Source organism: Nocardia sp. bgisy118 (assembly GCF_057708605.1).
The window spans coordinates 79,663-106,370 of sequence record NZ_JBYISM010000033.1 but is presented as its reverse complement, the minus strand read 5'-3'; the positions used below and the strand labels follow the sequence as shown (position 1 = coordinate 106,370).

Genomic DNA, 26,708 nt, shown 5'->3' with positions numbered 1-26,708 from the left:
GCATCCGCGGGATGTTCGAGCCCCACCTGCGTTGTCACTCGATGCCGGTCGACTTTCGCTGCGGAAAGTCGATCTTCACCGCGACCTCATAGATCGTCGGAGGCAACACCGAACCGTCGCCTTATCGGAAATGACGCGAGATAGCCGAGGAGTAGTAGGCCGGCGATCGTGCCGGAGCCGATCAGCGCGACATCGCGTGCTCGATTATCCGGCGGCGGTGGCGGCGCGGGCACCGCCAGCTGCTGGTTCTGAGCGGGACTCGGCCGCTTGGGAGGGAGCTGGTTCGGCACCGCATTCGTCAATGCCGCGATCGGGTCGACCGCGCCGTACCCGAGGAAAGGGTTCCAACCCTCGGCGGGCGCGTGGGCCGTCGCCTGCAGACGTTTGATCACCTCGAGGGCCGACAACTCGGGAAAGCGAGCGCGCACGAGTGCGGCAACCCCCGAGACGTACGGCGCCGCGAAGCTCGTACCTTGCATGGGGCTCGGCTGATTCTGCTTTCCGATCGTCCCATTGGCGGTGCCATTGCTGTTCGTGTCCAGTGAGACGATGTTCTCGCCCGGCGCGGCGATGTCGACCCACGGGCCCGGCACCGTGAACTGTGAAGGCTGACCATTCTGGTCGATGGAACCCACCGCGAGCACATAATCGTCGAACCGCGCGGGTGTCACATTGGTGGACAGCTTTTGCCAGAGATCACCCCCCGGGTCGAGCGGGTTCACGTCAGGGTTCCCTGCTTGACATTTGTCTTCTTTGTTCCCGGCGGCAACTACTACCACGACATCTCGCTCGATCGCGGCGTACTGAAGCGCCGCGCCGAGGGGGCCGTCGTTCGGACTCGTCGAGCCTGCCACGCAAGCGACAAGCGAGATATTGATGACCGTTGCCCCCATATCCGCCGCGCGCCGCACAGCCGAGGCCAGCGCTTCGATGCGGCCGTACCCCTCCGGCGGATCCTCCGGACGCTGCTCTTGCGATCGACCAGCGACCTGGAACAGTTTGCTGGTTTGCCTGATCGACAGGATTCGCGCGTCGGGGGCTACGCCGGAGAATCCTTGACCGTCGATCTGTTCGGCCGCGATGATGCCGGCCACCGCAGTGCCGTGGGCATCGCAATCGCTGGTGCCGTCGCCGCCTTCGGCGACGTAGTCACCACCCGGTTCGAGGCCAGGAAGGCGGGGGTGTCGCGCGACACCGGTGTCGATGACGGCGACGACTTGACCTGAGCCGCGGGAGAATTCCCAGGCGCGGGGCAAGTCGAGCGAACGCTGCGGCAGCGGGATGAGAGGACCGTCCCCACCCGATTGCGTACTGACGCACGGGTTGTTCGCCTTCTGCTCGGTCTTCTCCGGCGGGACGGCGGGGTCGCCAGGTGGGAGCAGAGCAGGATTGATCGGAGGCGGTCGATCGGCGTAAGCGGTGCCTTGTCCGAGACCGATCGATGCGCTCAAGCCGAGTGCCACCGCGACGATGAGCACTCGGGGACTCGCGTTCACAGCCCGCGGACGAGCGAGTAGAGCGAGGCCACCCAGAACACCAGCGGCAGCACCGCCGCGACGAACGCGTACTCGAGCAGCTCGACGCCGCGCCGCATCGGCGGCGTCGCCGTCTGGTTCGGGATGATGATGCCGAGAATCAGCGCCGCCACCAGAATCAGCATTGCGGCACCGAAGACGGCCAGCGGCATGTCCATCGCGAAACCGGCGCCGACCAACATGATCAGCACGATCGATGCGCCACCGGCGATCAGCACGACGGCCTGTTCGGCGCCCGCGTAGGTGCGGCTGCGGAACATCAGCACCGCCGCGCAGACCAGCGCCAGCGCGATGCCCTGCCAGTACGGGTCGCCGGACTCGGGATCGGTGGCGGCGAGCGCGCCCGCGACGGTGACCAGCGTGGTGGCGGAGACCAGACCCGCAAGGTACATCCGGGCCCGTTCCGACTTCACCCGCAGCGCCTCCATGGTGGGCAGCGCGCGGTGGTCGTCAGGGTCGTCTTCGGTGGGGTCGATCGGGGTGCCCGGCGAAGGCACCGGCGGCAGCGGCAGCTTGGCCAGCAGCATCGAAACCCGCGGCGACAGCGAAAGACCCGCGAGGCCGAGCGCCGCGGCCACCGCGCCGATGGCCTTCAGCGGCTGATCGGTGAGCAGCCCGACCAGGGCGGCGGGCACCGCGTACACCGCGAGCGTGGCCGCGCCGATGAACAGCGCGAGACCGACGCCGGTGACGCGCCACGCCAGGATCGCGGTGGCCCCCACCAGAACCGATCCGAGCAGGATGTGCGCCCAGCCGTAATGATCTGGCACATAGAGCATTCCGGCCGTGAACGCGGCGGGAAGCGCGCAGCCGCCGAGGACGAGCGCGGTCGCGGTGTCGCCGTACATCCGGCTCAGCACCATGCCCGCGACGACGAGCAGGATCGCCACCGCCAGCGCGATCGAACCGCTCACCCACTCCGGTAGCTCGTCCGGCGCGAGCAACAGTCCGAGGCAGCCGACGATCATCGTCAGCGCGGCCAGGATGGAGCCGGTGATCCGCGCGACCTTTGGGGTCCAGCTGCGGTAGTGGTCGGTGTCCGCGATCGCGACGTTGTACATGATGTCGTCGAACAGCGGCGTCGGCGCGGTGTGCGAAGCGCTTTCCAGCATCAGGAGTTCGCCGTCGCGCACGCCGTGCTCGCCGAGGCTGAGCGAGTTGGAGAACGGCGGGTGGCCGATTCTGGCCAGCACCCACTCGGCGGGCTCGAAGCGCTCGCCGTCGTTGTCGAAGTCGTTGGTACGGCTGTGCTGGGCGACCATGTCGACGACGCTCGGGATGACCAGCGCGACCGGCACGTCGACCGGAATCGCCATGTCCACCTGGGTGTGCTTGGCCAGGATCGTCACCCGAGCCAGGTCCGGCGCACGGACGATACCGCGCGAGGAGTCTTCGTCGATATGGTCAAGTCGCGCGTGCGTCAAACTTCCCCCAACCTGGTGTTCTACCTCGATTTTCCGCTGACCCGTCGCGCTGGGGGGCGAGCTTGCGACCCTGGCGTCGGGGCAGCAGAATGCAGGTCGAACTGTACGACATGTCGGCGGTGGCCTCTACACTGAGCCCGAAGTCGCAGCATGTGAAGAGGGGGAATTCTCGTACGATGAGCGAACGCAGTGAGCGATTCATGTGCCAGCGCGCATCGCGCATGCCGGAGCCGAGCGTCAGCGAGGCGCAGGCATGAGCGAACGCGGTGAGCTAGTCATGTGCCTGTGCACATCGCGTATGGCGGAGCCGAGCGAGGCGCGCGCATGAGCACCGTCCGGTTCCAGCGCCGTGCTCGTCGGGAGATGCCGCGTACGCCGGGTGGCGAGGTCACCCTGCAGCCGCCGCCCGAGATCCCAAGGGTGACACCGGGAAATCTGCTGATGAAGCTGATGCCCGTCGTCATGGTCATCGGCATGGTCGGCATGATGGCGCTGATGTTCACGCAGGGCGGCGGCATCGCGTCGAACCCGATGAGCATGATGTTCCCGGTCATGATGCTGTTCTCCATGGTCGGCATGTTCGCGGGCCAGGGCGGCGGCAAGGGCCAGAAGGCCGCCGAGGCCAACGAGGACCGCAAGGACTACCTGCGATACCTGGACCAGGTGCGCAAGGACGTCGACGACACCGCCAAACAGCAACGCGCCTCGGTGGAATGGAGCCACCCTGAGCCCGGGCTGATCTGGATGCTCGCGGGTACCAGCCGCATGTGGGAGCGCCGCGCGGGGGACAAGGACTTCTGCCACGCCCGCATCGGCATCGGCGGGCAGCGCCTCGCCACACGGCTCGTCGCGCCGGAGACCGGCCCGGTCGAGGAACTGGAACCGATCGCGGCGGTGTCGCTGCGCCGTTTCGTGCGCGCCCACTCGACGGTGCCCGACCTGCCGACCGCGATCGCGGTGAAGGGCTTCGCGACCATCGCGCTGGACGGCGACCGGACCGAGGCGCGCGACATGGTGCGCGCGATGTTGTTGCAGCTGTGCATGTTCCAGGGCCCGGACCAGGTACTCGTCGCGGTCGTCTGCGGTCCGGACACCGCACCCGAGTGGGAGTGGACCAAGTGGCTGCCGCACACCCAGCACCCCGACGCCCAGGACGGCATCGGCACCCAGCGCATGTTCTTCGGATCGATCCGGGAGGCCACCGCCGGCCTGCATCCGCTGCTGGCCAACCGCGTCCGCTACTCGCGTAACCAGCCGGCGAATGCCGGTCTCGTGCAAGTCATTCTCGTGGTCGACGGCGGTCTGCTCGAGGCCGAGGACGACCACCTGCGCGAATCCGGCTACGAGGGCGTCACCATTATCGACCTGTGCGGATACGCACCACGGCTGGCGGTTTCGCGCGGCATCAAGATGATCGTCGAGAACGGCGAGTGCGTCGGTCGTGGCGCCACCGGCAACCAGGAGCGGTTCGCGCTCATCGACCGGGTCAGCGCGCACCAAGCGCAGCAGGCCGCGCGCAGGCTCGCGCCGTACCGCGCCGCCACCCAGCGCAGCAGCGACGTGGAAACCGAGGACGCCGAGGTCATCTCGACGTGGGCGCAGCTGATGAACCTCGGTGACATCGGCTCGTTCAACCCCGAGAGCGCGTGGCGCCCGCGCTACGGCCGGGAGCGGCTGCGCGTCGCGTTCGGTGTCGACGCCGCGGGTCTGCCCATCGAGCTGGACATCAAGGAAGCCGCCGAGAACGGCATGGGCCCGCACGGTCTGTGCATCGGCGCCACCGGTTCCGGTAAGTCCGAGTTCCTGCGCACCCTGGTGCTGAGCCTGCTCGCGACCCACTCGCCCGACCAGCTCAACCTGGTCCTGGTCGACTTCAAGGGTGGTGCGACGTTCCTCGGTCTGGACGGCGTGCCGCACGTCGCGGCCGTCATCACCAACCTCGAGGAAGAGGCCGACCTCGTCGACCGTATGAAGGACGCGCTGGCCGGTGAGATGAACCGCCGCCAGGAAGTGCTGCGCCAGGCGGGCAACTTCGCCAACGTTTCCGAGTACGAGAAGGCCCGCGCGGCGGGCGCCGATCTCGACCCGCTGCCCGCGCTGTTCGTGGTGCTCGACGAGTTCTCCGAACTGCTCACCCAGCACCCGGATTTCGCCGAGCTGTTCGTGATGATCGGCCGCCTCGGCCGCTCGCTGCATGTGCACCTGCTGCTCGCCTCGCAGCGGCTGGAAGAGGGCAAGCTGAAGGGCCTGGAGAGCCACCTGTCCTATCGGATCGGTCTGAAGACGTTCTCCGCCAACGAATCCCGCCAGGTGCTCGGCGTACCCGACGCCTACAACCTGCCCAACAGCCCCGGTGGCGGCTACCTCAAGTCCGACTCCGGCGAGATCCAGCGGTTCCAGGCGTCCTACGTCTCCGGCGCGTACGTCGGCGGCGGCTCGCAGCGCGAGGTCACCCAGGCCGGTGTCGCGGGCGGCGAGATCGACGTGAAGGCAAGGCCTTTCACCGCCCACCACGTGGACTTCCGTGCCATCGACCGGGTGCCGCTGCCCTCCCAGGCGAGCCACGAGCCGGAGGAGCATCGCACCGAAGAGGGCGAGCAGATCTCGAACGTCAACATGCTCGTCTCGCGCATCCGCGGGTACGGCCGTCCGGCGCACGAGATCTGGTTGCCGCCGCTGGACGAGGCGTCCACCCTGGATCAGCTCATCCCGCGCTCGATCCTCACCGGCGAATACTCGGCCGTCGCGACGCTGCGCGCGCCGATCGGCATCGTCGACCGCCCCTACGACCAGCGTCGCGATCCCTTGGTCGTGGACCTCTCCGGTTCGCGAGGCAACGTCGCGGTGGTCGGCGGTCCGCAGTCCGGCAAGTCGACCGCGCTGCGCACCATGATCATGGCGATGTCGATGACGCACACCGCCGAGCAGGTGCAGTTCTACTGCCTCGATTTCGGTGGCGGTACCTTGGCCAGCCTGGAGGGCCTGCCGCACGTCGGCTCGGTGGCCAGCCGTCTGGAAGAGGACAAGGTCCGCCGCACCATCGCCGAGATGACCACCATCGTCCGCCAGCGCGAGGCCCGCTTCCGTCAGCTCGGCATCGAGTCGATGGCGGAGTTCCGCCGCCTGCGGTCGATGGATCCGTCCAGCAGCCCGGGCGCTGCGGGCGCGCACGAGGACCCGTTCGGCGACGTCTTCCTGGTGATCGACGGCTTCGGCTCGATCCGCCAGGATTTCGATCCGCTCGAGCAGCCGATCATGAACCTTGCGGTGCAAGGCCTTTCGTACGGCGTGCACGTCGTCATCGCGCTGGCCCGCTGGGCCGAGGCCCGTCCCGCGCTCAAAGACCAGATCGGCACCCGCATCGAGCTGCGGCTCGGTGACCCGATGGACTCCGACCTCGGCCGCAAGTTCGCGGCGCTGGTCCCGATGGGCCGCCCCGGCCGCGGTATGACGCCGGACTGCCTGCACATGCTGACCGGTCTGCCGCGCATCGACGGCAGCGCCGACCCGACCACCCTCGGCCAGGCCGTTGCCGACGCCGTCGCGACCATCGCGCGCCTGACCCCGGGCAGGCACGCGCCCGCCGCGCGCATGCTGCCCGAGGTGCTGCCCCGCGAACAGCTGCTGCACCTGGCCGGGAATTGGCCCTCACAGCTCACCGTGGGTGTCAAGAACATGCGAATCCCGCTTGGCATCAACGAATCCGAGCTCGCGCCGGTCTACATCGACTTCAACGAGAGCCCGCACTTCGTCATCATCGGTGACACCGAGTCGGGCAAGACGACGCTGCTGCGCTCGATCATCGAGGGCATCGCCGCCGCCAACTCGCCGAACGAGGCCCGCTTCATCCTCGGCGACTACCGGCGCACCATGCTCGGCCTGGTGCCCGACGGCTATCTCGCCGGATATGGTTCCACCGCACCGCAGTTTACGCAGAACATGACCGACCTAGCCGCATACGTCGCCCAGCGAACGCCCGGCCCGGACGTCACGCCGCAGCAGCTGCGCGAGAGGTCCTGGTGGAGCGGACCGGAGCTGTTTGTCATCGTCGACGACTACGACCTGGTCGCCACCTCCATGGGCAACCCGGTCTCGGCCCTCGTCGAACACCTGCCGCACGCCCGCGATCTCGGCTTCCACCTGATCGTGGCTCGTCGCGCGGGTGGCGCCAGCCGGGCCATGTACGAGGCCACCATGGCGCGAATGAAGGACCTCGGCTCGGCAGGTCTGATCATGAGCTGCCCGAAGGACGAGGGCGTGCTGATGGGCACGGTGCGGCCGAGCCCGCTGCCGACCGGCCGCGGCACGTACATCACCCGTAACGCGCAGGAGCTGATCCAGCTGGCATGGATGCCGGCGGCCGAGTGATGTCGACGGTCGACCTTGTCCTGACGGACACCCGTATCTGGGCGCGCGGCCCAGCCACGCACTGGGACGCGCCGCCCTCGGTCGTGTTGGGCAGCAACGGAAATCTGGTCATCGGGGAGTCGTTGAACCCGCCGACCCAGGTCAGCTCCGCCGTCCAATTCGTACCCGCGGACCGGATCGCGCTACTGCCGCGCGTCCCGGCGGTGTCGGAGGCGTTGACCGCGGTCTTCGGCACGGCGTTGCAGAACCTCGGCGTCGCCGTGCCGTGTGAACGCATCACCCTCGTCTGCCCGACGCAGTGGGGCGGCCCGCGGCGCGCCGTGCTGGACGCCGCCGCCCGCCGGTTCGCGCACGACGTGGCATTCGAGGACATGGCCGCGCGCGCGGTGGCCGCCGACGAGCGCACATCGCGCAGCCGCCGCACCATCGTGCTGGAATTCGGCGCCACCACCACCGCCGCCACCGCGGTGACGCGCAGCCATCTCGGCGTCCACGTCGAAGCCTGCGAATACGAACCGAATCTCGCCCTGGCCGACCTCGGTCTCGACCAGCGAGCGTTCGACCTGCTGACCGCCCTGATCACCCGTCTGCTCGACGGCAGGCCTGCGGATGTGATTCAGGCCGTGGGTGTTTCCGATCCGGCCAAGCTCGACCTCATCGGCGCCGCGGTGCAGCAGTCCTGCGGTGCAGACGCCGAGCTGCGTCCGATCTCCGGGGCTGAACTGGTCCGCGGGACACATCAGGAACCGGAGTACCGGCCCGAAGCGGCCCCCGCCCTGCCTACCAACGAATGGCTCCAGCCGCTGCGCGAACGCGCCGCCGCCCAGGCCCCGGACCGCCCTATCGCCAAGTACGTCCTCGCGGGCGTTGCCGCGGTCGCGGTGATCGCTGCCGTCGTCGGTGGTGTCGTCGTGGCGGGCGGTTCCGACGAGGCCACGACCGCAGCCCCGACCTCCACCACAGCGGCCGCAGCGACGACCACTGCTGCCCCTGTCCGCCCGCCGCACCCGACGGGTGCACCTGGGGCACAGGAAACCTTGGGCCGCATCCGTTTCCAGGTTCCGGAGGGCTGGCGCCTCGCTCCGCCTTCCGCTCAGAGTGGCGGTCGCGTCGACCTGTCTCCACAAGACGGCGCGCGCCTGCGCATGACCCTCGTCCAGACCCCGGTCGCCCCCAACGCAGGCTACGAACAGATCGCCGCCAATCTCGAAGCCCAGATGAGAACGAAGCCGTCCATCGGCGACCTCCGCAGCGACGTCGTCTTCGGCGGCCGCTCCGGCCTCTCCTACGTGGAACGCCCGGAAGGCTCCACGGTCCAATGGCATGTGCTGGTGGAACACGGAATCCAGGTCAGCATCGGCTGTCAGTACGTGGGCAACACGTGGAGCGGTTTCGAGCCCACGTGCGAGAATTTCGCGTCGACGGTGCACGTGATTCCATAAGCGGGAACCTGCTCGGCACAAACTGATTCGGGCCCCCAGCGAAACGCTGGGGGCCCGAATCGTTCGAGTCGATCCAGTCGAACTCAGAAGAGGTTGGCGAGCGCGACGTCGGTGCCCTGCAGCTCAGCATTGCCCGTACTGACGAGCTGGCCCGCGCCGCGAAGCGTGTCGTTCAGCTGGCCGACATGCTGGTTCCAGACCCCCTGGAACTCGAGGACGGCGTTGCGGGCCTGACCGCCCTGCTCCATGAAGAACGCTTTGATCTCCGAGTGGAACCGCTGCAGCTCATCCCCGATGTCCTCGGCGCGACGGACGATCTGCTTCGCGCCCTCGTCGACGCCGGCGAAATTGGCGGAAATCGGCTTGCTCATGTTTGAAGCTCCTTCTGTGCGGGATTCTGGGTTAGACGGCAGGAAGGTCGAGGCTCGAGACCTGTGCCTGCACCTTGGCGGCGTGATCCTGGTCGTGTTCCGAGAACTGACTGGACATCTTGAAGAGCTTCTCAGAGGTTTCCATCAGCTTGTCGTTCATCTTGTCGGCCTGGAAGTAGTACCGCTCCATGAACGCGTTGAACGCGTCGCGGGCCGCTCCCTGCCAGTTGGCGCCGTTGGTGACATTGTCTTCATCCGACTTCAGCTGCCGGATGGCCTGCATGAGCCGGTCATGCTGCTCCTGGAACTGCTTCGCCTTCGCATTGATGCCCTCGGTATCAGCACTGAAGTTCGTGGAATTCCCTGCTTCAGACATTGCGATTCGCTCCTGCTTCTGCTCACGGTCAACGTCGCAACAGTCAGCTGACCTCGTTCATATGGTTGGACGCGTCTTCGGCTCGATCGGTTCCATCGAATGACGAAAAATTCGATGGATTCCGTCGCGTCTTGCCGTCTTGCGCGTTGTCGACTGGCTACACCGTGGACTGGCGGGCCTGGATGAGATCCCCCGGACATCTCGGACCGCGGTGTCTCCACGTCGGTCGCTGCCAGCGCTACGCTCCCCTCCTTCCCCCTGCTCGCGACCACTTGAACTGGCGAGTGGGCTGGCTTCGCATACCCTACCGAATGGCGCCTTGGAACGCTACAGCGTTAGCGACACTGCGGAGCGTCCGTGAAGCTTGCACGCCTGGTGGTAGGCCTATTTCACTACCTTTGCGATGACGGGCACCATCTTCTCCGCGAGTCGGCCGGGGGACTGGTCGGTCCACACCTGGAACGCTTGCACAGTCGACAGGTCGTCCACCACGACGATTTTCGCCGCACTGTTGAGCAGACTGCTCGGAAGTCCGCGCAAGCCACCGTTTCCGGCTTCGCTGTCACTGCGCAGAACGATCACCACTTCGGAATCCAGGTCGGACAGTGTGCCGCTCACCGACAATGGACGCGGTGACTTCTCCTCACCAACGGCTTTGTACTTGTTGCTGTACCGGAAACCGATGTCCTGCAGGAACTCCGCCTGATCACTCGGATTCAAGATCGCCGAGAGCGTTGCGTTGCCGAAATTCAATGCAGTGACTGTCTTGCCGTCGAATTGCGGATAGTTCTTTCGGACCTCGGCCAGCGTCTCGCCGCCGGGTCCGGCATCGGAAGGGCGAGTGAAGAAATACGTGCCCGCTGCGACGGCGATGGCGGCCACCAACGCGACAATCGCGGGCGCAAGCAGCTTGCGTGCCCGTGACGGCCGGTTCCCGTTACGCAGGGTCGTTACGCGACTCTGATCGGTGCTCTCCTGCGGCGGTTCGTACCTGGCCACCGACATGTGCGGAGCGGTCGGATAGGCGGCGCTAGGCGTGTGGGGTTCCGTCGGCTGGTGGGTAAAAGACGTGCGAGGATCGGTGTCGTGCGCGGGGCCGGGCGCCCGAAAGTGCTGCGCGCCGTACAACGCAGCCTCCGCATCGTGGATGAACTCGCGGCAGGTGCTGTATCTGGCGTTGGGATTCTTCGCCAGTGCCTTTTCCAGGACCGCGTCCAGCCCGTGGGGCAGCCCAGGGCGAGTCGCGCTCAGCTTGGGCGGCTGTTCATGGAGATGCCCCATCATGACAACCGCCGGCATGGTCGACGGATACGGGTTTTGCCCCGTCAGGAGCCGGTACAGGGAGCAGCCGAGACTGTAGATGTCGGCGCGGTGATCGAGACGGTTGCCTAGCAGCTGCTCAGGAGAGGCATACGCCACCGTGGCCATGAAGTTGCCTGTGGCGGTTAGATCCTGGCCGTCTTCGGCGGACTTGGCGACACCGAAGTCGGTCAGCAGCACGCGTTCTTCATCGCCCTCGTCAGCGGCGGAGAGCAGGAAGTTGGCGGGCTTGATGTCACGGTGCAGCAACCCTCGCCGATGCGCGTAGTCGAGTCCCTTGCCGACCTCGGAGATGATCCGCAGCGCCCGCTGCGGCGTCATGATCGACGGACCCTTCTTTGCTTCTTCCGCGGCGTCGGTGCCATCGACATACTGCATCGCGATCCAGAGCTGGCCGTTTTCCTCACCGCGGTTGTACACCGCGACGATATTCGGATGATCAAGCCCCGCAGCTAGATTCGCCTCCCGCTCGAAGCGGGCGCGGAACTCGGCGTCGGTCGAGAGTTCGGCGCTCAGGACTTTCAGTGCGTCGCGTCGCGGCAGGATCGGGTTCTGGGCCAGGTAGACCGTGCCCATCCCCCCACTGCCGAGAGTTTGGATCACCCGGTATCCACCCACGATTGCGCCGGGTCGCAACGCCATTCGGTCCTCCTAGCGATATCGAAAGCACGGGCCCCGAGCCTTCCGAAGAAAAATCTAGCAAGCCGCCGTCGGGTGCACGACTCAGATCAGGCGTCGGACGAGGGTGTCCGCGGCGAACATCTGCTCAGGTCGCGCCCGCGAGGAGATCGTCTTTGCCGCGATTCACCGCGCGAGGCCCAGTCTCATCGGCAGTGCGGGACAGCGCGAGCCGGTTGGGGCTCGGCGTCGGTCACCTGCTGGTAAGCAAGGCGTACTGTGCCGAGGTCCGCTGGTGCAGGTCTTGCAGCTGCTTCCCGGATGCCTGCACCACGTAGCGATCCACCTGGAACGTGCAGAAATTCATGAGGACGGTTTCCACGCCATCGGTTTTACGAACGATCGCAAGGCATTCGACGCGATCTCCCAACCCGGACGGGCTGGCGACGATCTTCTGGTCCGGCTTCAGGTCTGCCGACGACTTCATATGCGCCCAGAACTTCTCAGAAGACTTGCTGGTTCGGCTGCGAAACACGACGGCATCTCCGAATGCGACCAGATCGACTTCACTCTGTTCCAACTCGGTGAGCAGGCTGTGGCCGGGCTGCTCCATCAGCGACAAGATGCCGCGGCCGGTGTAAGTTCCATCGGGCTCGCCTCTTGCCGGCGACTCGGGATTGCTCGCGAGCGTGCGCCCGAGGAGGCCCTGGGGGTCGAGCGGAATGCGGGGCAACTCGGCAGCCGGTGTGGGCTGGAACTTGCCGAGCAGTGGGATCTGAACATCGAGCATGCGCTCGACATGTCCGACCAGCGCCGGTAGATCGGGCGCTGCGGTGTCGTCCACGAGCTTTATGAAGACGACATAGCGGTCGTGTACGGTCCAAGAGCCGATCGATGAGACGCCAGGGCGCCAATGAGCCTGGGTATTTGGGTATTTGGCAATCTCGACCGGCTGATTGTCATGGTTGTAGGTGAAGTCGTCGTGCTCTAGCGCCGGCCCAACCGCTGCGGCCGTTGCCGCGTCGGGGAACATCAGCACGGCAATGTTCATTGTGCGCCGCTTTTCGTCTGGAGCGCCACCGGTCGACCATGAATTGACCCAACCGGCGACAAGGTCCTCTGCCACATCGTCGAACGTGTCGTTGATGACAAGATTGCCCAGTGTCTTTCGGTTGAGCACGATGTGCGGGCGAAGAAACCACGCATCCTCCACGTACGAGGGGTCGGCCTCGTAAGGAAGGGCGACATAATCCGCGAGGCGTTGCGACTCACGGGCCCTGGCTTGCTTGTCGCCCTTGGCGTTTCCGATGGTGCGCGGCTCGGTGGGGTAATTGCCGACTTCGAGTGTCGACTTGTCCGGCTCGACGCGCACGGCGGTTCCGGAGATGCTCGCGGAGCACGCGGCCGACCCGAACACCAGCAAGCCCGTTGCGCATACCGCCCAGATCGCCTGGGCTGGCCGCGATCTCGTGGTTCTGAACCTCATTCCTGCTCCCTAGCGATCGTGAGCTAGCAGCTTGTATTGCGCGGCTGCCTTCTGGTGCAGTTCTTGGATGTTCTTGCCCTGTACCCGCGCGACGTACCGGTCGTAGGCGAAGTAGCAGACCGGCGGGTAGCGATCAGTGCTGATCTTGGGACTCTTGGCTTCGAAGCACTTCGCGCTCGGCAGATTGGGCGGGCCGTCGATCGACTTGTACCCCTCGGAGGCTTGGTCGATCAGCGCGGCAATCAACCGCACCGTGCTGGCTGCGTTTTCGGTCCGATACAACCTGCCCGCGGCATTGGCAACGAGATCGACCCCGGCGTCATCGAAGGCCGCCTTCATGCGATCGGGTCGATGTTCGCGGTGCAGAGCGGTCTGTTTCGGTCCGACCGTGGACGGATCCTCGCCGTTGGCGTACTTCTCCTTGTCCTCCAGTGGCAGTGTGCGTCCGAGGAGTCCTTCCGGGTCCATGGGCAACGAAGCGAGTTGATCGACGGGGGTCGGCGTATAGCCTTTCAACATCTCCAGTTGGGTATTGAAGGCTCGCGTGGTGAAATCGATCAGCGGCGCCGTTTCGGAGGGCTCGGTGACCGGGTCTTCGATGTGTGTGTAGAGCAGAAGTGTGTCGCGGGTTAGCCAGGAGTCGAGGGTTCTCTTGCTCTCCGACCATCGCGCCCTGACTTGCGGGTGGTCCGGAATCGTTACCCGCTCGCCAGCGGTGGTCTCTGCTTGCCGATCGGCGATCCGCTGCGCAGCGGTCTCGGCCTGCGCAGCGGTTCCGAAGCGCATGACCTTCATGACAACCTGACGACCGAGCGACGGACTTCGCCGACGCTCGCCGTTGGTTTCCCATCCCGCGATGAGTCCCTCGGTCAAGCCCGAGAATTCCTCGAGGGAGCTCACATGCGGAATGTATCCCCTGAGAACCGAGCTGAGCCGCGGATCTGGATAGATCAACCGCATGTACGCGTACTTTCGATCCACGTCGTATGCCAGCGGAAACGCGTTGCCGATACGCATCGCCTCGAGGGCGAGACCCGTCTTATCCGTCCTGGTGGCATTGACGTCACGAGGTGCCGTCGGGTAGTTGCCGGAGTCCAGCTTCGAGATGTCGACTGCGGGCTCATCGAGGCGATTGTCGTTGTCGCCGCACGCGGCCGTCAGCGCGACGGTGGTTGCGATCATTGCACACAGCGCATGCCGAATTCGCATGAGTATCACTCGCTTTTCGCCAGGACGGCATACTGCGCGGCGGCCCGCTGATGCAACGTGTAGTCGACCCGGCCCGACAAGCGTGACTTCGCCACGACGACCCCGACGTAGCGGCCGAACACGACGGCGCAGAGTTCGTCGAAGTTTCGGTTCTCGTCGATCTTGTCCAACTTCACGCAGCGGGCATCGGGTAGACCCGGTGGTGGCTCGAGCTCCTCATCGTTCTTGCCGATGCGGACAAGCGTGGACTGGAGGCGAAACGCGCCGGCCAAGTCCCGAGCGCGGTACACAACGCCGCCGCGGCGCCCGATCAGGTCGACACCGCTCTCCTCGAATGCCTTCTCGAGCTCGACCGGATTGCGCTCGAAATGCAGCTCGCCTGCGGGTTGGTAGGCGGCGAAGTCCTGGTCGTCGCTGAATGGGTCACTGTAATCCGGCGCCTTCGGTAGCGCGCGTCGCATGATGCCATCCGGATCGAGCGGTGTGTCCAGAATGTCGTCCCAAGCCGGTGGCGTTTGGTTGTCCAATGCGGCGATCTGTTGATCGAGGGTGTTCTTCAGCACGCTCGACAGCGCGGCTCTATTCGGCTGTGGAACTCCGGGATTGGCCAGAATCACGTACGTCCCGTGTGCGAGGAAAGACAGCGCCGTGATGTCGTCGCCCGAAGACACCTTGGCCTGAGGATGGCCCTCGACAGGAATCGAGTGCCGTCCCGGAGCCGCGTTGGTCGCCTGATCGAACTGCTCGACCGCCTTGACGCTCGCGGCCGCGGTGGGGAATCGAAGCACTCCTATATTCAGCTTCTTGTGAGCTCGCGCGTTTCCGTTGGAGCGGGAGACGTAGGCTCCAGCGAGCATGTTGTTATCGACTACGGCGGGCCGATAACTCTCCGGGAAGACCTCGCGGATGAATGGGTACTCAGGTATGTGGAATAAATGGACTTCGCCGACCTCGGAAAGTTCGTTGTCGATATCGAACGGATGCACGACGTGGTTGATCAGGCGTTGTGCTTCGATCCTCCGCAGGTCAGTCTTGTAAGAGAGCGAACTAGGTTCGTAGTCACTAGGTTCTGGCGAATGGGCCCCGGTGTTCAGCGTCGATACGTCAACGGGCGCCAGCCCAGGCAGTGGGTGGCCGACAACAGTCGCGGAGCACCCTGCGCAGGCGACTGTCGTCGTCGCTACCAGCGCCAGCAAGCCGCTTCGAAACCTCATGGTTCCCCCTCGGATTCGCGGACCGAGTCCGCACGACTCAGCGTCGTCCTCACACACAGCATTGCCGCCCCCATAGATCGCGTACTTCCTGCCGGATCCTACGTCAACCCGCTGCACTGTGGGCGAGCAGCAGGTACTGGGCGCTCGTCCGCTGCGCGAGGTCCTGCGGTTGATTCGCCGTGACCTCTGCGACGTAGCGGCCGTGGGAGAAGTAGCAGCGGTGTTCCAGGATGATGCGGGCGCTCTGCGGTGGACCCGAGTCTTCGCGGAAGCATCGAGCCTCGGGGAGGCCGGGAGGGGCGGCTATCGGGTCGTAGCCCGATGGGGCTTGGGCGGCAAGGAAAGCGGTGAGGCGGGCCGCGGCGGCGGGGTCGCCCGCACGGTAGACACGAGAGCCCGCGTAGGCGACCAGGTCGACCCTCGCGTCGTCGAAGGCGCGGCGGGCCAGATCCGGGCGGCTTTCCAGATGCAAAGCGGCGGGCACGGTGTAGGTGCCGGTCACGTCGTCGAGGGTGCCGGGGCGTTCGGCGGCGAGAGTGCGGGCGAGCAGGTCGTCTGTGGGAGTGTCGGCGAATTCGCCGACGGGAGCCGGGGTGAAGCCGCGCAAGAGCTCGAACTGCCGGTCGAAGAGCTTCTTGGTGAAGGCCAGCAGCGGCGCGGGGTCGGGTGGGGTTGCGAGACCGTCGGAGACGAAGGTCCATAGCAGGTATACGCCCTGGGCGGTCCACGACTGCACGGAATCGTGGGCGCTGAGATAGGTGCGGCCGGTGGGGTACCCGGGCATTTCGAGGGTCTGCTTGGGCGGATACTTTTCAATTCCCTTGTTCGCGAGCAGGTGCATGGCATGGGTGGCCTGCTCGGGCGTGCCGAATCGCAGCAGCGCGATGCTGACATCGAGTCCGAAGTTGCGATTCGCGCGGCGGGAACCGCCGGTGTGCCACCCGGCGACCAGACCGGGCACCCGCTCGCCGAAGTTCTCGAGATTGCTGATCCCGCTGCCTCGGTACGGTGGATTCCGGGCTGTGTAGTGGTGACCCGCGAAGTTGGTGCGGCCGTAGACGAGCCGACTATCGAGATCCATGGGCAGCGGGACCAGGCTGCCGAGTCGGATGGATTCCCGGACGGCTCCGCTGTCCGCGGTGCGCAGCGCGGACAGGTCCCGAGGTGCGGTCGGGTAGTTGCCTGGATCGAGAGCCGAGGTGTCGACGCTCGCCTCGGGCTCGGAGCCGCAGCCGACGGTGAGGGCGAGCAGCGCCGTTAGGCAGGCGAAGGCGATGCGGGAACGGGGCATTGGTCAAGCACCCCGCGACAGGATCGAATATTGCGCAGCCGCACGCTGATACAGGCTCGGATCGAATGGCCCGCCGGGCAGCCCGTCGGCTTCGACGACCGCGACGTAACGACCGTGGACCAAGACGCAGGTGTAGTCGTAGCGCGGGTCGAAGGCGTCCGCATCGCGCTGCAGACACTGGGCGTCGGTGATGCCAGGCGGGCTCTGGAAGAGTTGCTCGTCGTCCTGGAGATCGGTGAGGGCGTGCTGGAGGCGGAACGCCGAGTCGAGATCGCGGGTGCGGTACACGGTCGCGTCGTTGCGCGCGACCACGTCGACGCCCGCGGTCGTCAGCGCTGCCTTCAGCTCGGCGCCGCGCGGCTCGAAATGCGCTTGCCCCATAGCGTCGTAGACGCCGACCGGCTGGGCGCGCTGTGAGGTCGGGCTGCCGCCCGCGGGCAGCGGCGGCAACGCCAAACGCATGACGCCGTCCGGGTTCAGCGGCAGATCGAGGATCTGGTCGACCGGTGTCGGCACGAACCCGGACAGCCGTTCGAGCTGTAGATCGAGCATCTTTCGCATTTGTGTCGCGAGGGCGGTCGGGTCGGGCTGCGGGACCGTGGACATGCTCATGATCACCATCGGTCCGCGGGCGGTGAACACATAGCCCTTCTGGTCGTTCGCGGTGGAGGCCAGGACGGCCGGGTGACCCGTGATGTCGAGGGCGTGGCGGTTCAGTGTGAGTTCGTCCATGGCGCGGTCGAATTCCGTTGCGGCGGATCGAGCCGCCTCCTCGGAGGGAAACCGCAGCAACGCGATCGACATGTTGCGCATGGCCCGCAGTTTTTGATTCGAGCGGGTGGTGACGACACCCGCGATCAGCTGGTTGCGTTCGGCGATCGGCTCGAACTGGGCGGGCAGGGCGCCGAGAGAATCGCTGAACACCGAACCCGGGGCGGAGACAATACGCGTTGTGTCGAGGGCGGACATCTCGCTGTCGACTTCGTACGGCGCGACGAGATAGCTGAACAACCGCCGCGATTCGATCGCGAAGACGTCGACCTTGGTTTCCAACTTCGGCTCGTAGTCGACGGGCGCGGAGGGAAACGGTCCGACTGTGAGACTCGCCGGATCGACGGGAGTCATACCGGGCACGCCCCGCCCTTCGACAGTCTGCGCGCCGCAGCCAGACGTCACACCGGCGATTACGACGAGCGCCGCGGCAGCGAAAGGAAGGGCGCGGAATCCCGAAGCGGGGCGCGGCACGGTTCTCCCTTCGATCGAATGCGCGCGGCGACGGACTTTTTCACAAGGACGTGCCGACGTCCGGGTCCGGCGGGTCCGGTCCGCCGCCGTGCTCACAAACTGTTCGCGAGCAGCGCGTACTGGGCCGCCACTTTCTGGCGGACGTCGGGCTCCTTGTCGCTGGTCACCACGCCGACGTAGCGCTTGTACGGCACGTAGCAGCGGTACTTGTACTCGCGCTCCGGGTCGCCTTTGCTGTTGAGCTGCAGGCATTTCGCGCCGGGGACGTCGTTGGGGGCGCCGATCGGGTCGAATTGGTCGCCGACGGTATCGATGAGGCCGGTGACGAGTTTCTGGGCGGCGTCGTTGTCGCGGGTGCGGGTCACCGAGCTGGCGTCGACGATGGCGATCTTGTCGACGCCCGTCTCCTCGATGAGGCGCTGGGTGGCGGCTTCGTCGTCGGAGGAGTGGATGCCGTGGTTGCCGCTGTAGATGGCGAAGGTGTCCGGATCGGGGGAGTGGCCGCCGCGGTCGGCGACGGCGACGCGTGCCAGCAGGCCGTCCGGATCGACCTTCAAGGTGTCGAGCTTGGCGACCGGGGTCGGTTGGAACTTGTCCAGTGCGGGCACCTGGGCGGCGAAGGTCTTGTCCACCCAGTTCACCAGGTCGGTGCTGTCGGCGCGGGGACGCTGCACGAACAGTGAGATGACGAACTCGCGGTGGGCGAGGAAGGCGCCGACGTTGGGAACGCCTGGGCGCCAATGCAGATAGGCATCGGGGTATTTGGTGGATCCGAGCCTGCGGTTCTGGTCGGAGACGCCGATGTCGGCGTCCTCGAGTTCGCGGGCGGCGAGCTTGGCGGTGGCCTCGTCGGGGAAGCGGAACACGACATTGGTGACCGCGGTGGCGTCGGAGGCGGGGCGGGTCTGCCCGGCGGGATCGGCCTTGTCGGAACCGCTCGCGGCGAACCCGGTCACCATCTTGCGGTTGTCCAGCACCGGTTTGGAGACGTTGGCGACGAAGTCGAGGGCGGCTTCGGTGTCGGTGAGCACGGTGCTGCCGCGGCCGAACTTCAGCGACGGATCGATGCGCACGGTGGGCACCACGGCTTCGGACATGCGCATGCCCTCCAGCAGCGCGCCGTCGCCACCCGAATCCTGGTCGTAGGCATGCTTGTCCACCGGATAGGTGCCCACTTCGAGTTTGCGGACGTCGAGCTCACCTGGTAGCGCGGTGCCCGCCACGCCGCTGCACCCGGTCAACGCACCGGCCGCCACCACACACGCCGCCAAGATCGCGATGCGCGAAGTCCGAACCATGACAGGCCCCTCGTTCCTCCCGTACCTGCCCTTGAAGTTACCCGACGAACGCCGGGCAGAGCGACCGATCAGACACCGATTGCAATACGCTGGGGGACATGGCGACGACCTTGAACCAGACCCCCGGTGGAGGCCGATAACGGTGAAGGATCGGCAGGTCGAGGTCGTCGCGGGAAATCACGCCGTCGCCCGGGTCGCGGGCGCGGTGCTGGTGGTCGCGCATCGGGGCCGGGACGAGCCGACCGAGAACGCGCCGGCCGTCATGGCGCTGGAATCGCTTGCGGAACTGGTCAGAGCGGCCGTCGAGCAACAGCCGAACGGCCCCGGCGCGCTGGTCGCGCGGCAGGCGACGCGCTGGCTCATGAAGCACGCCGAGCAGATCAGCCCCGGCGTGCCGATCGATTTCGGCATTCTCTCCGCCGCGGAGAACGGCGGGGTGGCGATCTTCCTGCACGGCGCGGTGACCGCGGTGCTCGCGGGCGACGACAGGGTCGAGCGGTACCGGGGCAGCGACGCGGCGTTCACCGTCGACCGGGTCGCGTCCGTTCCTGCGCTCGGTGTCGCGCTGTTCGTCGACGACACCAAGGGCCGGGTCCCCGAAATTCCCGAGCAGCGCGGAATCGGCTGGCTGGTCGAGGGCATCGCGCAGGCCGGAGGCGCGATCGTCTGGTCGGACGGCGCCCGTTCGCGTCCGGCGCCGGTCGCGCAGCCGGAGACCGCCGAGCAGCGAGCGCCGCAGCACCACCGCACACCCGCCGCGCCGCTGCCGACCGCCCGCATCGATCCGGAACCGCGTCAGCGGCCCCGACCCGAACCGCAACCCGCGGCGACGCAGGCGTCGACCTCGATGCTGGACTCGGTGACCGACCAGGCCGATCCGCACGAGGCCGACACCCAGATCGGCGGCACCAACCCGGCGCCGCTGCCCGATCCCGATCTGCAGCGTCGCCTCGAGGCCACCGCCAAGGCCACCGCGCTCACCGTGAAGGTGATGGGATTCAAGTGCGCGCGAGCCCATCCCAGCGATCCGCGCGCGGCGTTCTGCACCGTCTGCGGCATGCCGGTGGATCAGACTCAGGCGCTGATCGAGGTGGTCCGCCCACCGCTCGGCATGCTCATCCTCGATGACGGCATGACCTACATGCTGGCCGCCGACGCGGTGCTCGGCCGCGATCCTGAGCACTCCGAGGCGGCGCAGCGCGGGCTGATTCCGCTGAAGGTCGAGGACAACTCCGGCGGAATGTCGCGCGCGCACGCGGAGATTCGGCTGATCAACTGGGACGTGACCGTGGTGGACCGCGGCTCGACCAACGGCACCCGCACGCGGCTGCCCGGCTACCGCGACTGGATTCGCCTCAATCCCAACCAGCCGATGATCCTGGTGCCGGGCACCGAGGTGATGATCGGCAACCGGGTCCTGCGCTTCGAACCGGCCGCGCCGCCGCCGTTCGGGGGCTGACGGCCCGATCGACGCGTTCGCGCGGGGCCAGGGCTAGGAGTACCGCGACATGCAGGTGTTCTCGCCGTTGAGCACACCTGCGCGGAAGGCGTCCACCCTGGCGAACCCGCTCGGCACCGTCTTGCCCTGCACGTCGCTGGCCGCCAGGCCGTCGGTGAGCAGCCCCGACACCGCCTCGTCGAGATCGCCCGCGGCCAGGGAGATATCGCCCTGGGTGCGTTGGCGATTCGGGTCGGCCAGCTTGCCGGTGACCACGCCGGCCAGGCAGGCGGCGCGCAGCCCGGTCTTGGCGCCGACCAGCGACTGGCCGTGGCTCTGCTGCACCGCGAGGGTGTAGCGGGCGATGAAGACGACGTAACCGTTGTAGTCGCCGGTCACCTTGAGCGGTAGCGGATTGTCTTCGTCGATGTCGGCGGTGCCGCGTTTAGCCAGTTCGGGGATGTCGGTGGCGATGAGATTCTCGGCGGGACAATAGGAGACCGGTTCAGTGGTGGTGCCGTCGCGGCAGTCGATCTTCGCGCCGTTGTAGTCGTAGGTCGGGTTGTCCTCGACGGGCAGGATCGCGGCGAGCGCCTTGGTGAGCTCGATCAGGCTCTCCTTGTCGATCGGGTACTCGCCGGTGCTGCTGCCCAGCGTCTGCGGCAGACCGCCACGGCGCTGGTTGATCTCGTCGATGTCGATGCTTTTGCACGCCTTGGGGCCATCGGTGAATCCGATCTGCACCGCGGTGACCCGCTCGAACGCGGAGCCGTGCACGCTCTCCGGGTCGTCGGGGTCGGAGTCGCGGATCGCGACGGTGGCGGCGAGCACCGTGTTCAGGCCGTCGGAGGTGTTGATGGTGAAGTGCTTCGACTTGCCCTCCGCCACGTGACGAATGAACGCGCCCGCGAAGCAGTCGGCCTGCTGTTCCTTCACGATCACCGGATCCTTCGGATCGACGATCTTGGCCTGCGCCTGCACGGCGTGCCCGTACTCGTGGGCGAGCACCATGACCACGGCCATCTTGCCGAAAGTGTCCTCCATGGTGGGCAGCAGCACTGAGCGGTCCCACCCGATGGAGTTGTCCAAGCGACAGAAGGCCGCGTTCACCAGTCGGTAGGTGGTCTCCTTGCAGAACTCCGGCGCGTCGTTGCGCGGCGCCTTCGCACTCCAGGAGATGAGCCGCTCGACCGGTTCGAATTCGCCGTCGAACTCCTTGCCGTATTCGCCGCGCCAGTAGGTCTGGATGTCGTCGATGGCGTTGAGCGCCAGGGTGTCGGTCGCGCCGCCGTCGCCGTTGGCCGCGGTGAGGTCGGAGTCGGTCACCCCGGGACGCGGTCCGCTCGGGCCGCTCGTCGTGGGCAGTCCGGCCACCTTGAACGGGTCGTCGTAGACCGAGACCGCGCGGCCGTCCACCTCCCGCGTACATCCCGCGATCAGGGCCATCGCGCACAGCACAACCGTAATGACAGCGGTCGCTTGGAGTTTCGGCAAAGCTCCCCCTAGTCGGCCGGTAGCACGTTCTCGTCGGTCGCCGGATCGGGGCGAGAGGCACGTCGGGGGCACCGCCGATGTCCGGTTGATGGCATAGTATCCGCTGCATGTCTTTACCGGGGGCGCAGACCATCACCGTGCGCCATGATGGAACTGAACGGGTCTTCGATTCGAATCAGAAAGTCACCATGGGCCGTGCGCCCGAGGTGACGCTGTTCGTCGACAGCCCGCTGGTATCGCGGGTGCACGCGACGCTGGCCTGGCAGGGGAGCGGCTGGGTTCTCACCGACAACGGCAGTACCAATGGCGTTTTCGTGGACGCGCGCCGGCTGAGTCAGCCGGTGTCCATCGATCGGCCGACGCAGGTCAGGCTCGGCGATGCGATCAGCGGTCCGCTGCTGCACCTGCTGCCCGCCGCGGCGCCGGTCCGGCACGCGCACACGCCGCCGCAACCGTCTTCGCAGCCGCAGCAGGCGGTTCGGCAACGGCCGAGTTACCAGCATCCGAACCGTCCGCCGATCGGGCAGGCATCGCATCAGCCCGCCCCATCGCATCAGCCGCCGACGCCGCATCATCCGCCGCAGCAGCACCAACCTGTCGGTGCGCACCCACCGCCTTCGCAGCCGACGCCGCAGCAGCCGAACTTCAACATGACCACCAAGGCCGACACCTCGGCGCTGCCGCCGCTGCGCACGAGGGCGTCGACCGCGCCGATCGCCAGGGCCGACCGGATCCCGTCCGGCGGCTTGGCCATCGGCCGCACCACCGACAACCAGATCGTCGTCAACGATCCGCTGGCCTCGCGCAAGCACGCTCGGCTCGTCGCGGCCACCGAGGGCCTCACCATCGAGGATCTCGGCTCCGCGAACGGCACTTTCGTCAACGGCACCCGCCAGCAGCGCGCGGCGCTGCGCGAGCGCGACATCGTCACCATCGGCAACGTCGACTTCGTCGTCCAGCAGGGCACCCTGGTGCACCGGCAGAAGCCGGTCGCCGAACAAGGTCTGCACGTGCACGGCGTCGGATTCACCGTCGAGGGCAACAAGCAGCTGCTCGTCGACGTGAACATGCAGGCGGGTCGCGGCACGCTCACCGCGCTCATCGGTCCGTCGGGCGCGGGCAAGTCGACGCTCTCGAAGCTGATCGCGGGTACCACTCAGCCGTCCGGCGGTGTGGTGACCTTCGAGGGCCGCAACCTGCACGCCGAGTACGAGGCGCTGCGTTCCCGTATCGGCATGGTCCCGCAGGACGACGTGCTGCACCGCCAGCTCACGGTGCGCCAGGCGCTCGGCTACGCCGCCGAGCTGCGGCTGCCGCCGGACACCACCAAGGCCGACCGTCAGCAGGTGATCGACGGTGTGCTGAAAGAGCTTTCGCTCACGGAACACGCCGACACCAGGGTCGACCGGCTCTCCGGCGGTCAGCGCAAACGCGCCTCGGTGGCGCTCGAACTGCTCACCGGTCCCTCGCTGCTGATCCTGGACGAGCCGACCTCGGGTCTCGACCCGGCGCTGGACCGGCAGGTCATGGTGATGCTGCGCGAGCTGGCCGACGCCGGTCGCGTGGTCATCGTGGTCACTCACTCGGTGGCCTGCCTCGACATGTGCGATCAGATGCTGCTGCTGGCGCCGGGCGGCAAGACCGCGTTCTGCGGGCATCCGGCCGGTGTCGGCGGGGCCTTGGGCACCAGCGACTGGGCCGAGATCTTCGCGAACGTGGCGGCCAATCCGGATCAGGCGTTCGCCGCGTACCGATCCAGACAGGCGTTCGCGCCACCGCCGCCCCCGCCGCCGCGCTACGGACCCGCGGGCAGCCCGCCGCAGTCGAGCGGGTTCAAACAGTTCTCCACATTGGTGCGCAGGCAGATCCGGCTGATCTTCGCCGACCGCGGCTATCTGGTCTTCCTCTTGCTGCTGCCGTTCATTCTCGGTGTGCTGTCCCTGGTGGTGCCGGGCAAGAACGGTTTCGCGCCCGGCGGACTGACCACGTTGCCCACCGGTGAGATCGTGCGCGTCGGCGGCGGCGAGACCCAGCAGTTGCTCGTCGTGCTCATTCTCGGCGCCTGCTTCATGGGCGCCACCCTGACCGTGCGCGACCTGGTCGGCGAGCGCACGATCTTCTACCGCGAGCGCGCGGTCGGCCTGCTGCCCTCGGCATATCTGATGGCCAAGATCGCGGTGTTCAGCGTCACCGCGTTCCTCCAGGCGGCGGTGCTGGTCGGGATCACGCTGGCGGGCAAGAACCCGCCCGGCGCGGGTTCGTTGTTCTCCTCCGGCAGTGCCGAGCTGTACATCGACATCGCGCTGACCGCGGTGTGCTGTGTGGTGTTCGGTCTGCTGATCTCGAGTCTGGCGAAGTCGAACGAGCAGGTCATGCCGATGCTCGTCGTCATGATCATGGTGCAGCTGGTGATGGCGGGCGGGCTCATCCCGGTCACCGACCGTGTCGTGCTCGAACAGCTGTCCTGGGTGTTCCCCTCGCGCTGGGGTTACGCGGCCGGGGCGTCGACGGTCGATATCAAGACGATCTTCGCCAACGCCCAGCAGGACAAACTCTGGGACCACACCTCGGGAATCTGGATCCTCGACGTGACGCTGCTGCTGGTGATCACCGCGCTGCTCGCGTTCGTGACCTGGCAGCGGCTACGGCTCAAGAAGTCGGCGGCGTGACCACCTACTCGGGCCGCCACGACCTGGGGTCGGCCGGGATCGCGCGCGTGTCGCTCACGCAGCAGGCACACTTATGACTGTGACGGTGCGAGTAGGGGCAGTGCATCTCGGCTGGGATGTGGTGTCCGTGGCAGCGGGCGGTGGACGTACTCCGATCCGGCCGGTGCAGGTGGAGGGTACATACACGCCGCCGGCGTATTTGCTGGCCGATTCGTCGGGACGGCTGCACACCGCGGGCGTCGACCGGCAGCGTCCCGATCTCGGGATGGCCATCGCCGACGTGCGCGACATCCTCGGCCACCCGCAGATCGTGGTGGCCGGGGCGACCTGGCCCGCGGAGATGGTCTTCCGCGCCCGGATGTACAACCCGCTCGCCGCCATCGGCAAATACCTGCGCGGCAAACCGGATGTGGTGGCGCTGCCCTTCCCGGACGGCTGGCCGGACGAGAAGGTCGAGGTGTACGCCGAACTCGTCGAGACGCTCGACGTGGTGGTGGAACCGCTGCCGGAGAGCGTCGCGCTCTCGGGGTACGTGCGGGCCCTCGGTTTGGTGCGCGCGCCCGATGAGCGCAATCCGCGCGGAATCGGCGCCACCGGCGTGTACTCCGACGGCCGCACGATGCTCGTCGTCGCGGTGCACGGGGACGACGAGCAGCCCACCGAATCCGTCGACGTACCGGTGACCAGCGACGCGATGCGCGACGCGCGCTCGGCCGACAACGTGGTGATCGAGGTCATGGCCGCGGCTCGCTCCATCGGGGCGGACACCTCGACGGTGCTGCTGAGCGGCAATGTCTGTTTCAACGAGGCGTTGCGGCTCGCTTTCCAGAACCACCTCGGCCATCGGTTGCATGTCGCCGATCATCCGATGCACGCGCTGGTGCTCGGGGCCACCCATCTGCTGGTGACAGACAGTGAGGCGGGCGAGCCGGAGCAGGGCGGCAGGCATGCCGAGGGCGGGCCGCGCAACGACTACGCCCCGCCGCAGCAGGCGCATCCTCAGCATCAGATGCAGGCGCCGCAGTGGCAGGCGGATGCTGGGCAGCGGGCGCCCGAACCGCCTCAGCGTCCTGTCGAGCCGCAGCGCCCACCGGAAACGGTTCAGCGGCCCGACCTCGGTCCGCCGTCTTCACCGGGATCGCCCGTAGTCACCTACGGCCCCGGCTACCCGACCGCTCCACCGAACGCCGAACCGCCGCCCAGCGAGGAGCCGACCACCCGCGTCACCCGCGAGGATCTGGCGCGCGGTCTCCCGCCGAACCTGGCGGAGCTCGGCAGCCGGTTCACCAGGCCGCCCGGCCAGCACCCCGAGGATCAGCGGACCACCGCGCTGGGTCGGCAGGCGCCCGGCTCGCAGCCGCCCGGTTCCCCGACACCGTACCCGCCGCCCAGCCACCAGGGCTCCTGGCAGGAGCCGTCCGACGAGGACGACGAAGACGGCAGGGAGCGCAAGGGCAAGCTCTGGAACAAGATGAAGGGCAATCTGTTCGGTGCGAACGCCGTGGTGGGCGTGGTGGCGCTTGCCGTCGTGGCCATGCCTTCCGACGGCAACCGGGTCGAGCTCACCGGCGCCGCAGAGCCGGTCCGCTCGGTGATCGGCGAGGTCGTTTCCGTATCCTGCGGGCTGACGCCGCACGTCGCGCCCGAGGACCGCAGGCAGGGGATCGCCACGGTGCGGGTGCCCTCGTCGACGGAGTCGGAATGCGCGCCGCCGAGCATGGACACGCTCCGGTATGTGGTGCCGGGACCGCCGGGCGCGATCGATCCGGGGGCCCCGGTCGAGATCTGACCGGATTCGGGTCCTTCGATACCTTCCTGGTATCGTTCTGCGTTGGCGTGTGGGCGGCCGGGCGATTCCCCGTGGATCATCAGGTCGTACACCGAGGCCCGGGTCTCAACCGGCCGCCGGG

Annotated in this window: 17 protein-coding genes; 5 read left to right on the top strand and 12 right to left on the bottom strand. The window is 67.0% G+C overall.

Annotated features, from left to right (window positions below):
- Positions 1–86 precede the first annotated feature (86 nt).
- Positions 87–1,478: a type VII secretion-associated serine protease mycosin gene (gene mycP / locus AC3EO7_RS31665; RefSeq protein ID WP_431964153.1), complete on the bottom strand. Its 1,392-nt coding sequence runs from the start codon at positions 1,476–1,478 to the stop codon at positions 87–89.
- A gap of 14 nt (positions 1,479–1,492) precedes the next feature.
- On the bottom strand, positions 1,493–2,959 hold the full coding sequence (eccD, locus tag AC3EO7_RS31660) for a type VII secretion integral membrane protein EccD (protein WP_435593207.1): 1,467 nt from the start codon (positions 2,957–2,959) through the stop codon (positions 1,493–1,495).
- Positions 2,960–3,283: 324 nt separating this feature from the next.
- Here eccD and eccCa point away from each other — a divergent pair, with 324 nt between their 5' ends.
- Both eccCa and AC3EO7_RS31650 read left to right on the top strand, forming a co-directional pair.
- Entirely contained in the window at positions 3,284–7,327 is a 4,044-nt protein-coding gene (eccCa, locus tag AC3EO7_RS31655) for a type VII secretion protein EccCa (protein WP_435593206.1), read from the top strand.
- Positions 7,306–8,769 carry a type VII secretion-associated protein gene (locus tag AC3EO7_RS31650; protein ID WP_431964159.1) on the top strand — a complete coding sequence of 488 codons (1,464 nt, stop codon included), beginning with the start codon at positions 7,306–7,308 and terminating at the stop codon, positions 8,767–8,769. Before eccCa ends, AC3EO7_RS31650 begins: the two co-directional genes overlap by 22 nt.
- An 83-nt stretch (positions 8,770–8,852) precedes the next feature.
- On the opposite strand, the gene AC3EO7_RS31645 is transcribed toward AC3EO7_RS31650, so the two are convergent.
- The 9 genes from AC3EO7_RS31645 to AC3EO7_RS31605 all read right to left on the bottom strand — a co-directional run bounded on the left by AC3EO7_RS31645 (position 8,853) and on the right by AC3EO7_RS31605 (position 19,197).
- Positions 8,853–9,140 (bottom strand): WXG100 family type VII secretion target, encoded by a 288-nt coding sequence (locus AC3EO7_RS31645; RefSeq protein WP_431964161.1) that lies wholly within the window; start codon positions 9,138–9,140, stop codon positions 8,853–8,855.
- 31 nt (positions 9,141–9,171) lie between these two features.
- The gene (locus AC3EO7_RS31640; RefSeq protein ID WP_431964163.1) at positions 9,172–9,516 is read right to left on the bottom strand and encodes a WXG100 family type VII secretion target; all 345 of its coding nucleotides are present in this window, start codon (positions 9,514–9,516) and stop codon (positions 9,172–9,174) included.
- A gap of 384 nt (positions 9,517–9,900) precedes the next feature.
- Positions 9,901–11,478 carry a serine/threonine-protein kinase gene (locus AC3EO7_RS31635; protein ID WP_431964165.1) on the bottom strand — a complete coding sequence of 526 codons (1,578 nt, stop codon included), beginning with the start codon at positions 11,476–11,478 and terminating at the stop codon, positions 9,901–9,903.
- Between the two features lie 229 nt (positions 11,479–11,707).
- Positions 11,708–12,940: a DUF7373 family lipoprotein gene (locus AC3EO7_RS31630; RefSeq protein ID WP_431964167.1), complete on the bottom strand. Its 1,233-nt coding sequence runs from the start codon at positions 12,938–12,940 to the stop codon at positions 11,708–11,710.
- Positions 12,941–12,949: 9 nt separating this feature from the next.
- Positions 12,950–14,122: a DUF7373 family lipoprotein gene (locus AC3EO7_RS31625; RefSeq protein WP_431964169.1), complete on the bottom strand. Its 1,173-nt coding sequence runs from the start codon at positions 14,120–14,122 to the stop codon at positions 12,950–12,952.
- Between the two features lie 32 nt (positions 14,123–14,154).
- Positions 14,155–15,363, bottom strand: coding sequence for a DUF7373 family lipoprotein (locus AC3EO7_RS31620; RefSeq protein ID WP_431964171.1), 1,209 nt, complete (start codon positions 15,361–15,363; stop codon positions 14,155–14,157).
- A gap of 103 nt (positions 15,364–15,466) precedes the next feature.
- Positions 15,467–16,654 (bottom strand): DUF7373 family lipoprotein, encoded by a 1,188-nt coding sequence (locus AC3EO7_RS31615; RefSeq protein WP_435593205.1) that lies wholly within the window; start codon positions 16,652–16,654, stop codon positions 15,467–15,469.
- 3 nt (positions 16,655–16,657) lie between these two features.
- The gene (locus AC3EO7_RS31610) at positions 16,658–17,779 is read right to left on the bottom strand and encodes a DUF7373 family lipoprotein (protein WP_431964535.1); all 1,122 of its coding nucleotides are present in this window, start codon (positions 17,777–17,779) and stop codon (positions 16,658–16,660) included.
- A 212-nt stretch (positions 17,780–17,991) separates the two neighbouring features.
- Positions 17,992–19,197, bottom strand: a complete 1,206-nt coding sequence (locus AC3EO7_RS31605; protein WP_431964175.1) for a DUF7373 family lipoprotein — start codon at positions 19,195–19,197, stop codon at positions 17,992–17,994.
- A gap of 142 nt (positions 19,198–19,339) precedes the next feature.
- On the opposite strand from AC3EO7_RS31605, the gene AC3EO7_RS31600 reads away from it, so the two are divergent.
- Positions 19,340–20,656 carry an FHA domain-containing protein gene (locus tag AC3EO7_RS31600; RefSeq protein WP_431964177.1) on the top strand — a complete coding sequence of 439 codons (1,317 nt, stop codon included), beginning with the start codon at positions 19,340–19,342 and terminating at the stop codon, positions 20,654–20,656.
- Between the two features lie 33 nt (positions 20,657–20,689).
- Here AC3EO7_RS31600 and AC3EO7_RS31595 read toward each other — a convergent pair whose 3' ends face one another.
- Positions 20,690–22,081 (bottom strand): neutral zinc metallopeptidase, encoded by a 1,392-nt coding sequence (locus AC3EO7_RS31595; RefSeq protein ID WP_431964179.1) that lies wholly within the window; start codon positions 22,079–22,081, stop codon positions 20,690–20,692.
- A gap of 155 nt (positions 22,082–22,236) precedes the next feature.
- Between AC3EO7_RS31595 and AC3EO7_RS31590 the strand changes: the two genes are divergently transcribed.
- Together AC3EO7_RS31590 and AC3EO7_RS31585 are read left to right on the top strand one after the other, a co-directional pair.
- Entirely contained in the window at positions 22,237–24,798 is a 2,562-nt protein-coding gene (locus AC3EO7_RS31590; protein WP_435593204.1) for an FHA domain-containing protein, read from the top strand.
- 73 nt (positions 24,799–24,871) lie between these two features.
- Positions 24,872–26,587: a hypothetical protein gene (locus AC3EO7_RS31585; protein ID WP_435593203.1), complete on the top strand. Its 1,716-nt coding sequence runs from the start codon at positions 24,872–24,874 to the stop codon at positions 26,585–26,587.
- The last annotated feature ends 121 nt before the right edge of the window (positions 26,588–26,708 follow it).

Coding starts and splice junctions, on each gene's coding strand:
- AC3EO7_RS31645 (WP_431964161.1), bottom strand. CDS start 9,140: ATGAGCAAGCCGATTTCCGCCAATTTCGCCGGCGTCGACGAGGGCGCG.
- AC3EO7_RS31610 (WP_431964535.1), bottom strand. CDS start 17,779: ATGACTCCCGTCGATCCGGCGAGTCTCACAGTCGGACCGTTTCCCTCC.
- AC3EO7_RS31590 (WP_435593204.1), top strand. CDS start 22,237: ATGTCTTTACCGGGGGCGCAGACCATCACCGTGCGCCATGATGGAACT.
- AC3EO7_RS31585 (WP_435593203.1), top strand. CDS start 24,872: ATGACTGTGACGGTGCGAGTAGGGGCAGTGCATCTCGGCTGGGATGTG.
- eccCa (WP_435593206.1), top strand. CDS start 3,284: ATGAGCACCGTCCGGTTCCAGCGCCGTGCTCGTCGGGAGATGCCGCGT.
- AC3EO7_RS31605 (WP_431964175.1), bottom strand. CDS start 19,197: ATGGTTCGGACTTCGCGCATCGCGATCTTGGCGGCGTGTGTGGTGGCG.
- AC3EO7_RS31650 (WP_431964159.1), top strand. CDS start 7,306: ATGGATGCCGGCGGCCGAGTGATGTCGACGGTCGACCTTGTCCTGACG.
- AC3EO7_RS31620 (WP_431964171.1), bottom strand. CDS start 15,363: ATGAGGTTTCGAAGCGGCTTGCTGGCGCTGGTAGCGACGACGACAGTC.
- AC3EO7_RS31640 (WP_431964163.1), bottom strand. CDS start 9,516: ATGTCTGAAGCAGGGAATTCCACGAACTTCAGTGCTGATACCGAGGGC.
- AC3EO7_RS31630 (WP_431964167.1), bottom strand. CDS start 12,940: ATGAGGTTCAGAACCACGAGATCGCGGCCAGCCCAGGCGATCTGGGCG.
- AC3EO7_RS31595 (WP_431964179.1), bottom strand. CDS start 22,081: ATGGCCCTGATCGCGGGATGTACGCGGGAGGTGGACGGCCGCGCGGTC.
- AC3EO7_RS31625 (WP_431964169.1), bottom strand. CDS start 14,122: ATGATCGCAACCACCGTCGCGCTGACGGCCGCGTGCGGCGACAACGAC.
- AC3EO7_RS31635 (WP_431964165.1), bottom strand. CDS start 11,478: ATGGCGTTGCGACCCGGCGCAATCGTGGGTGGATACCGGGTGATCCAA.
- AC3EO7_RS31615 (WP_435593205.1), bottom strand. CDS start 16,654: ATGCCCCGTTCCCGCATCGCCTTCGCCTGCCTAACGGCGCTGCTCGCC.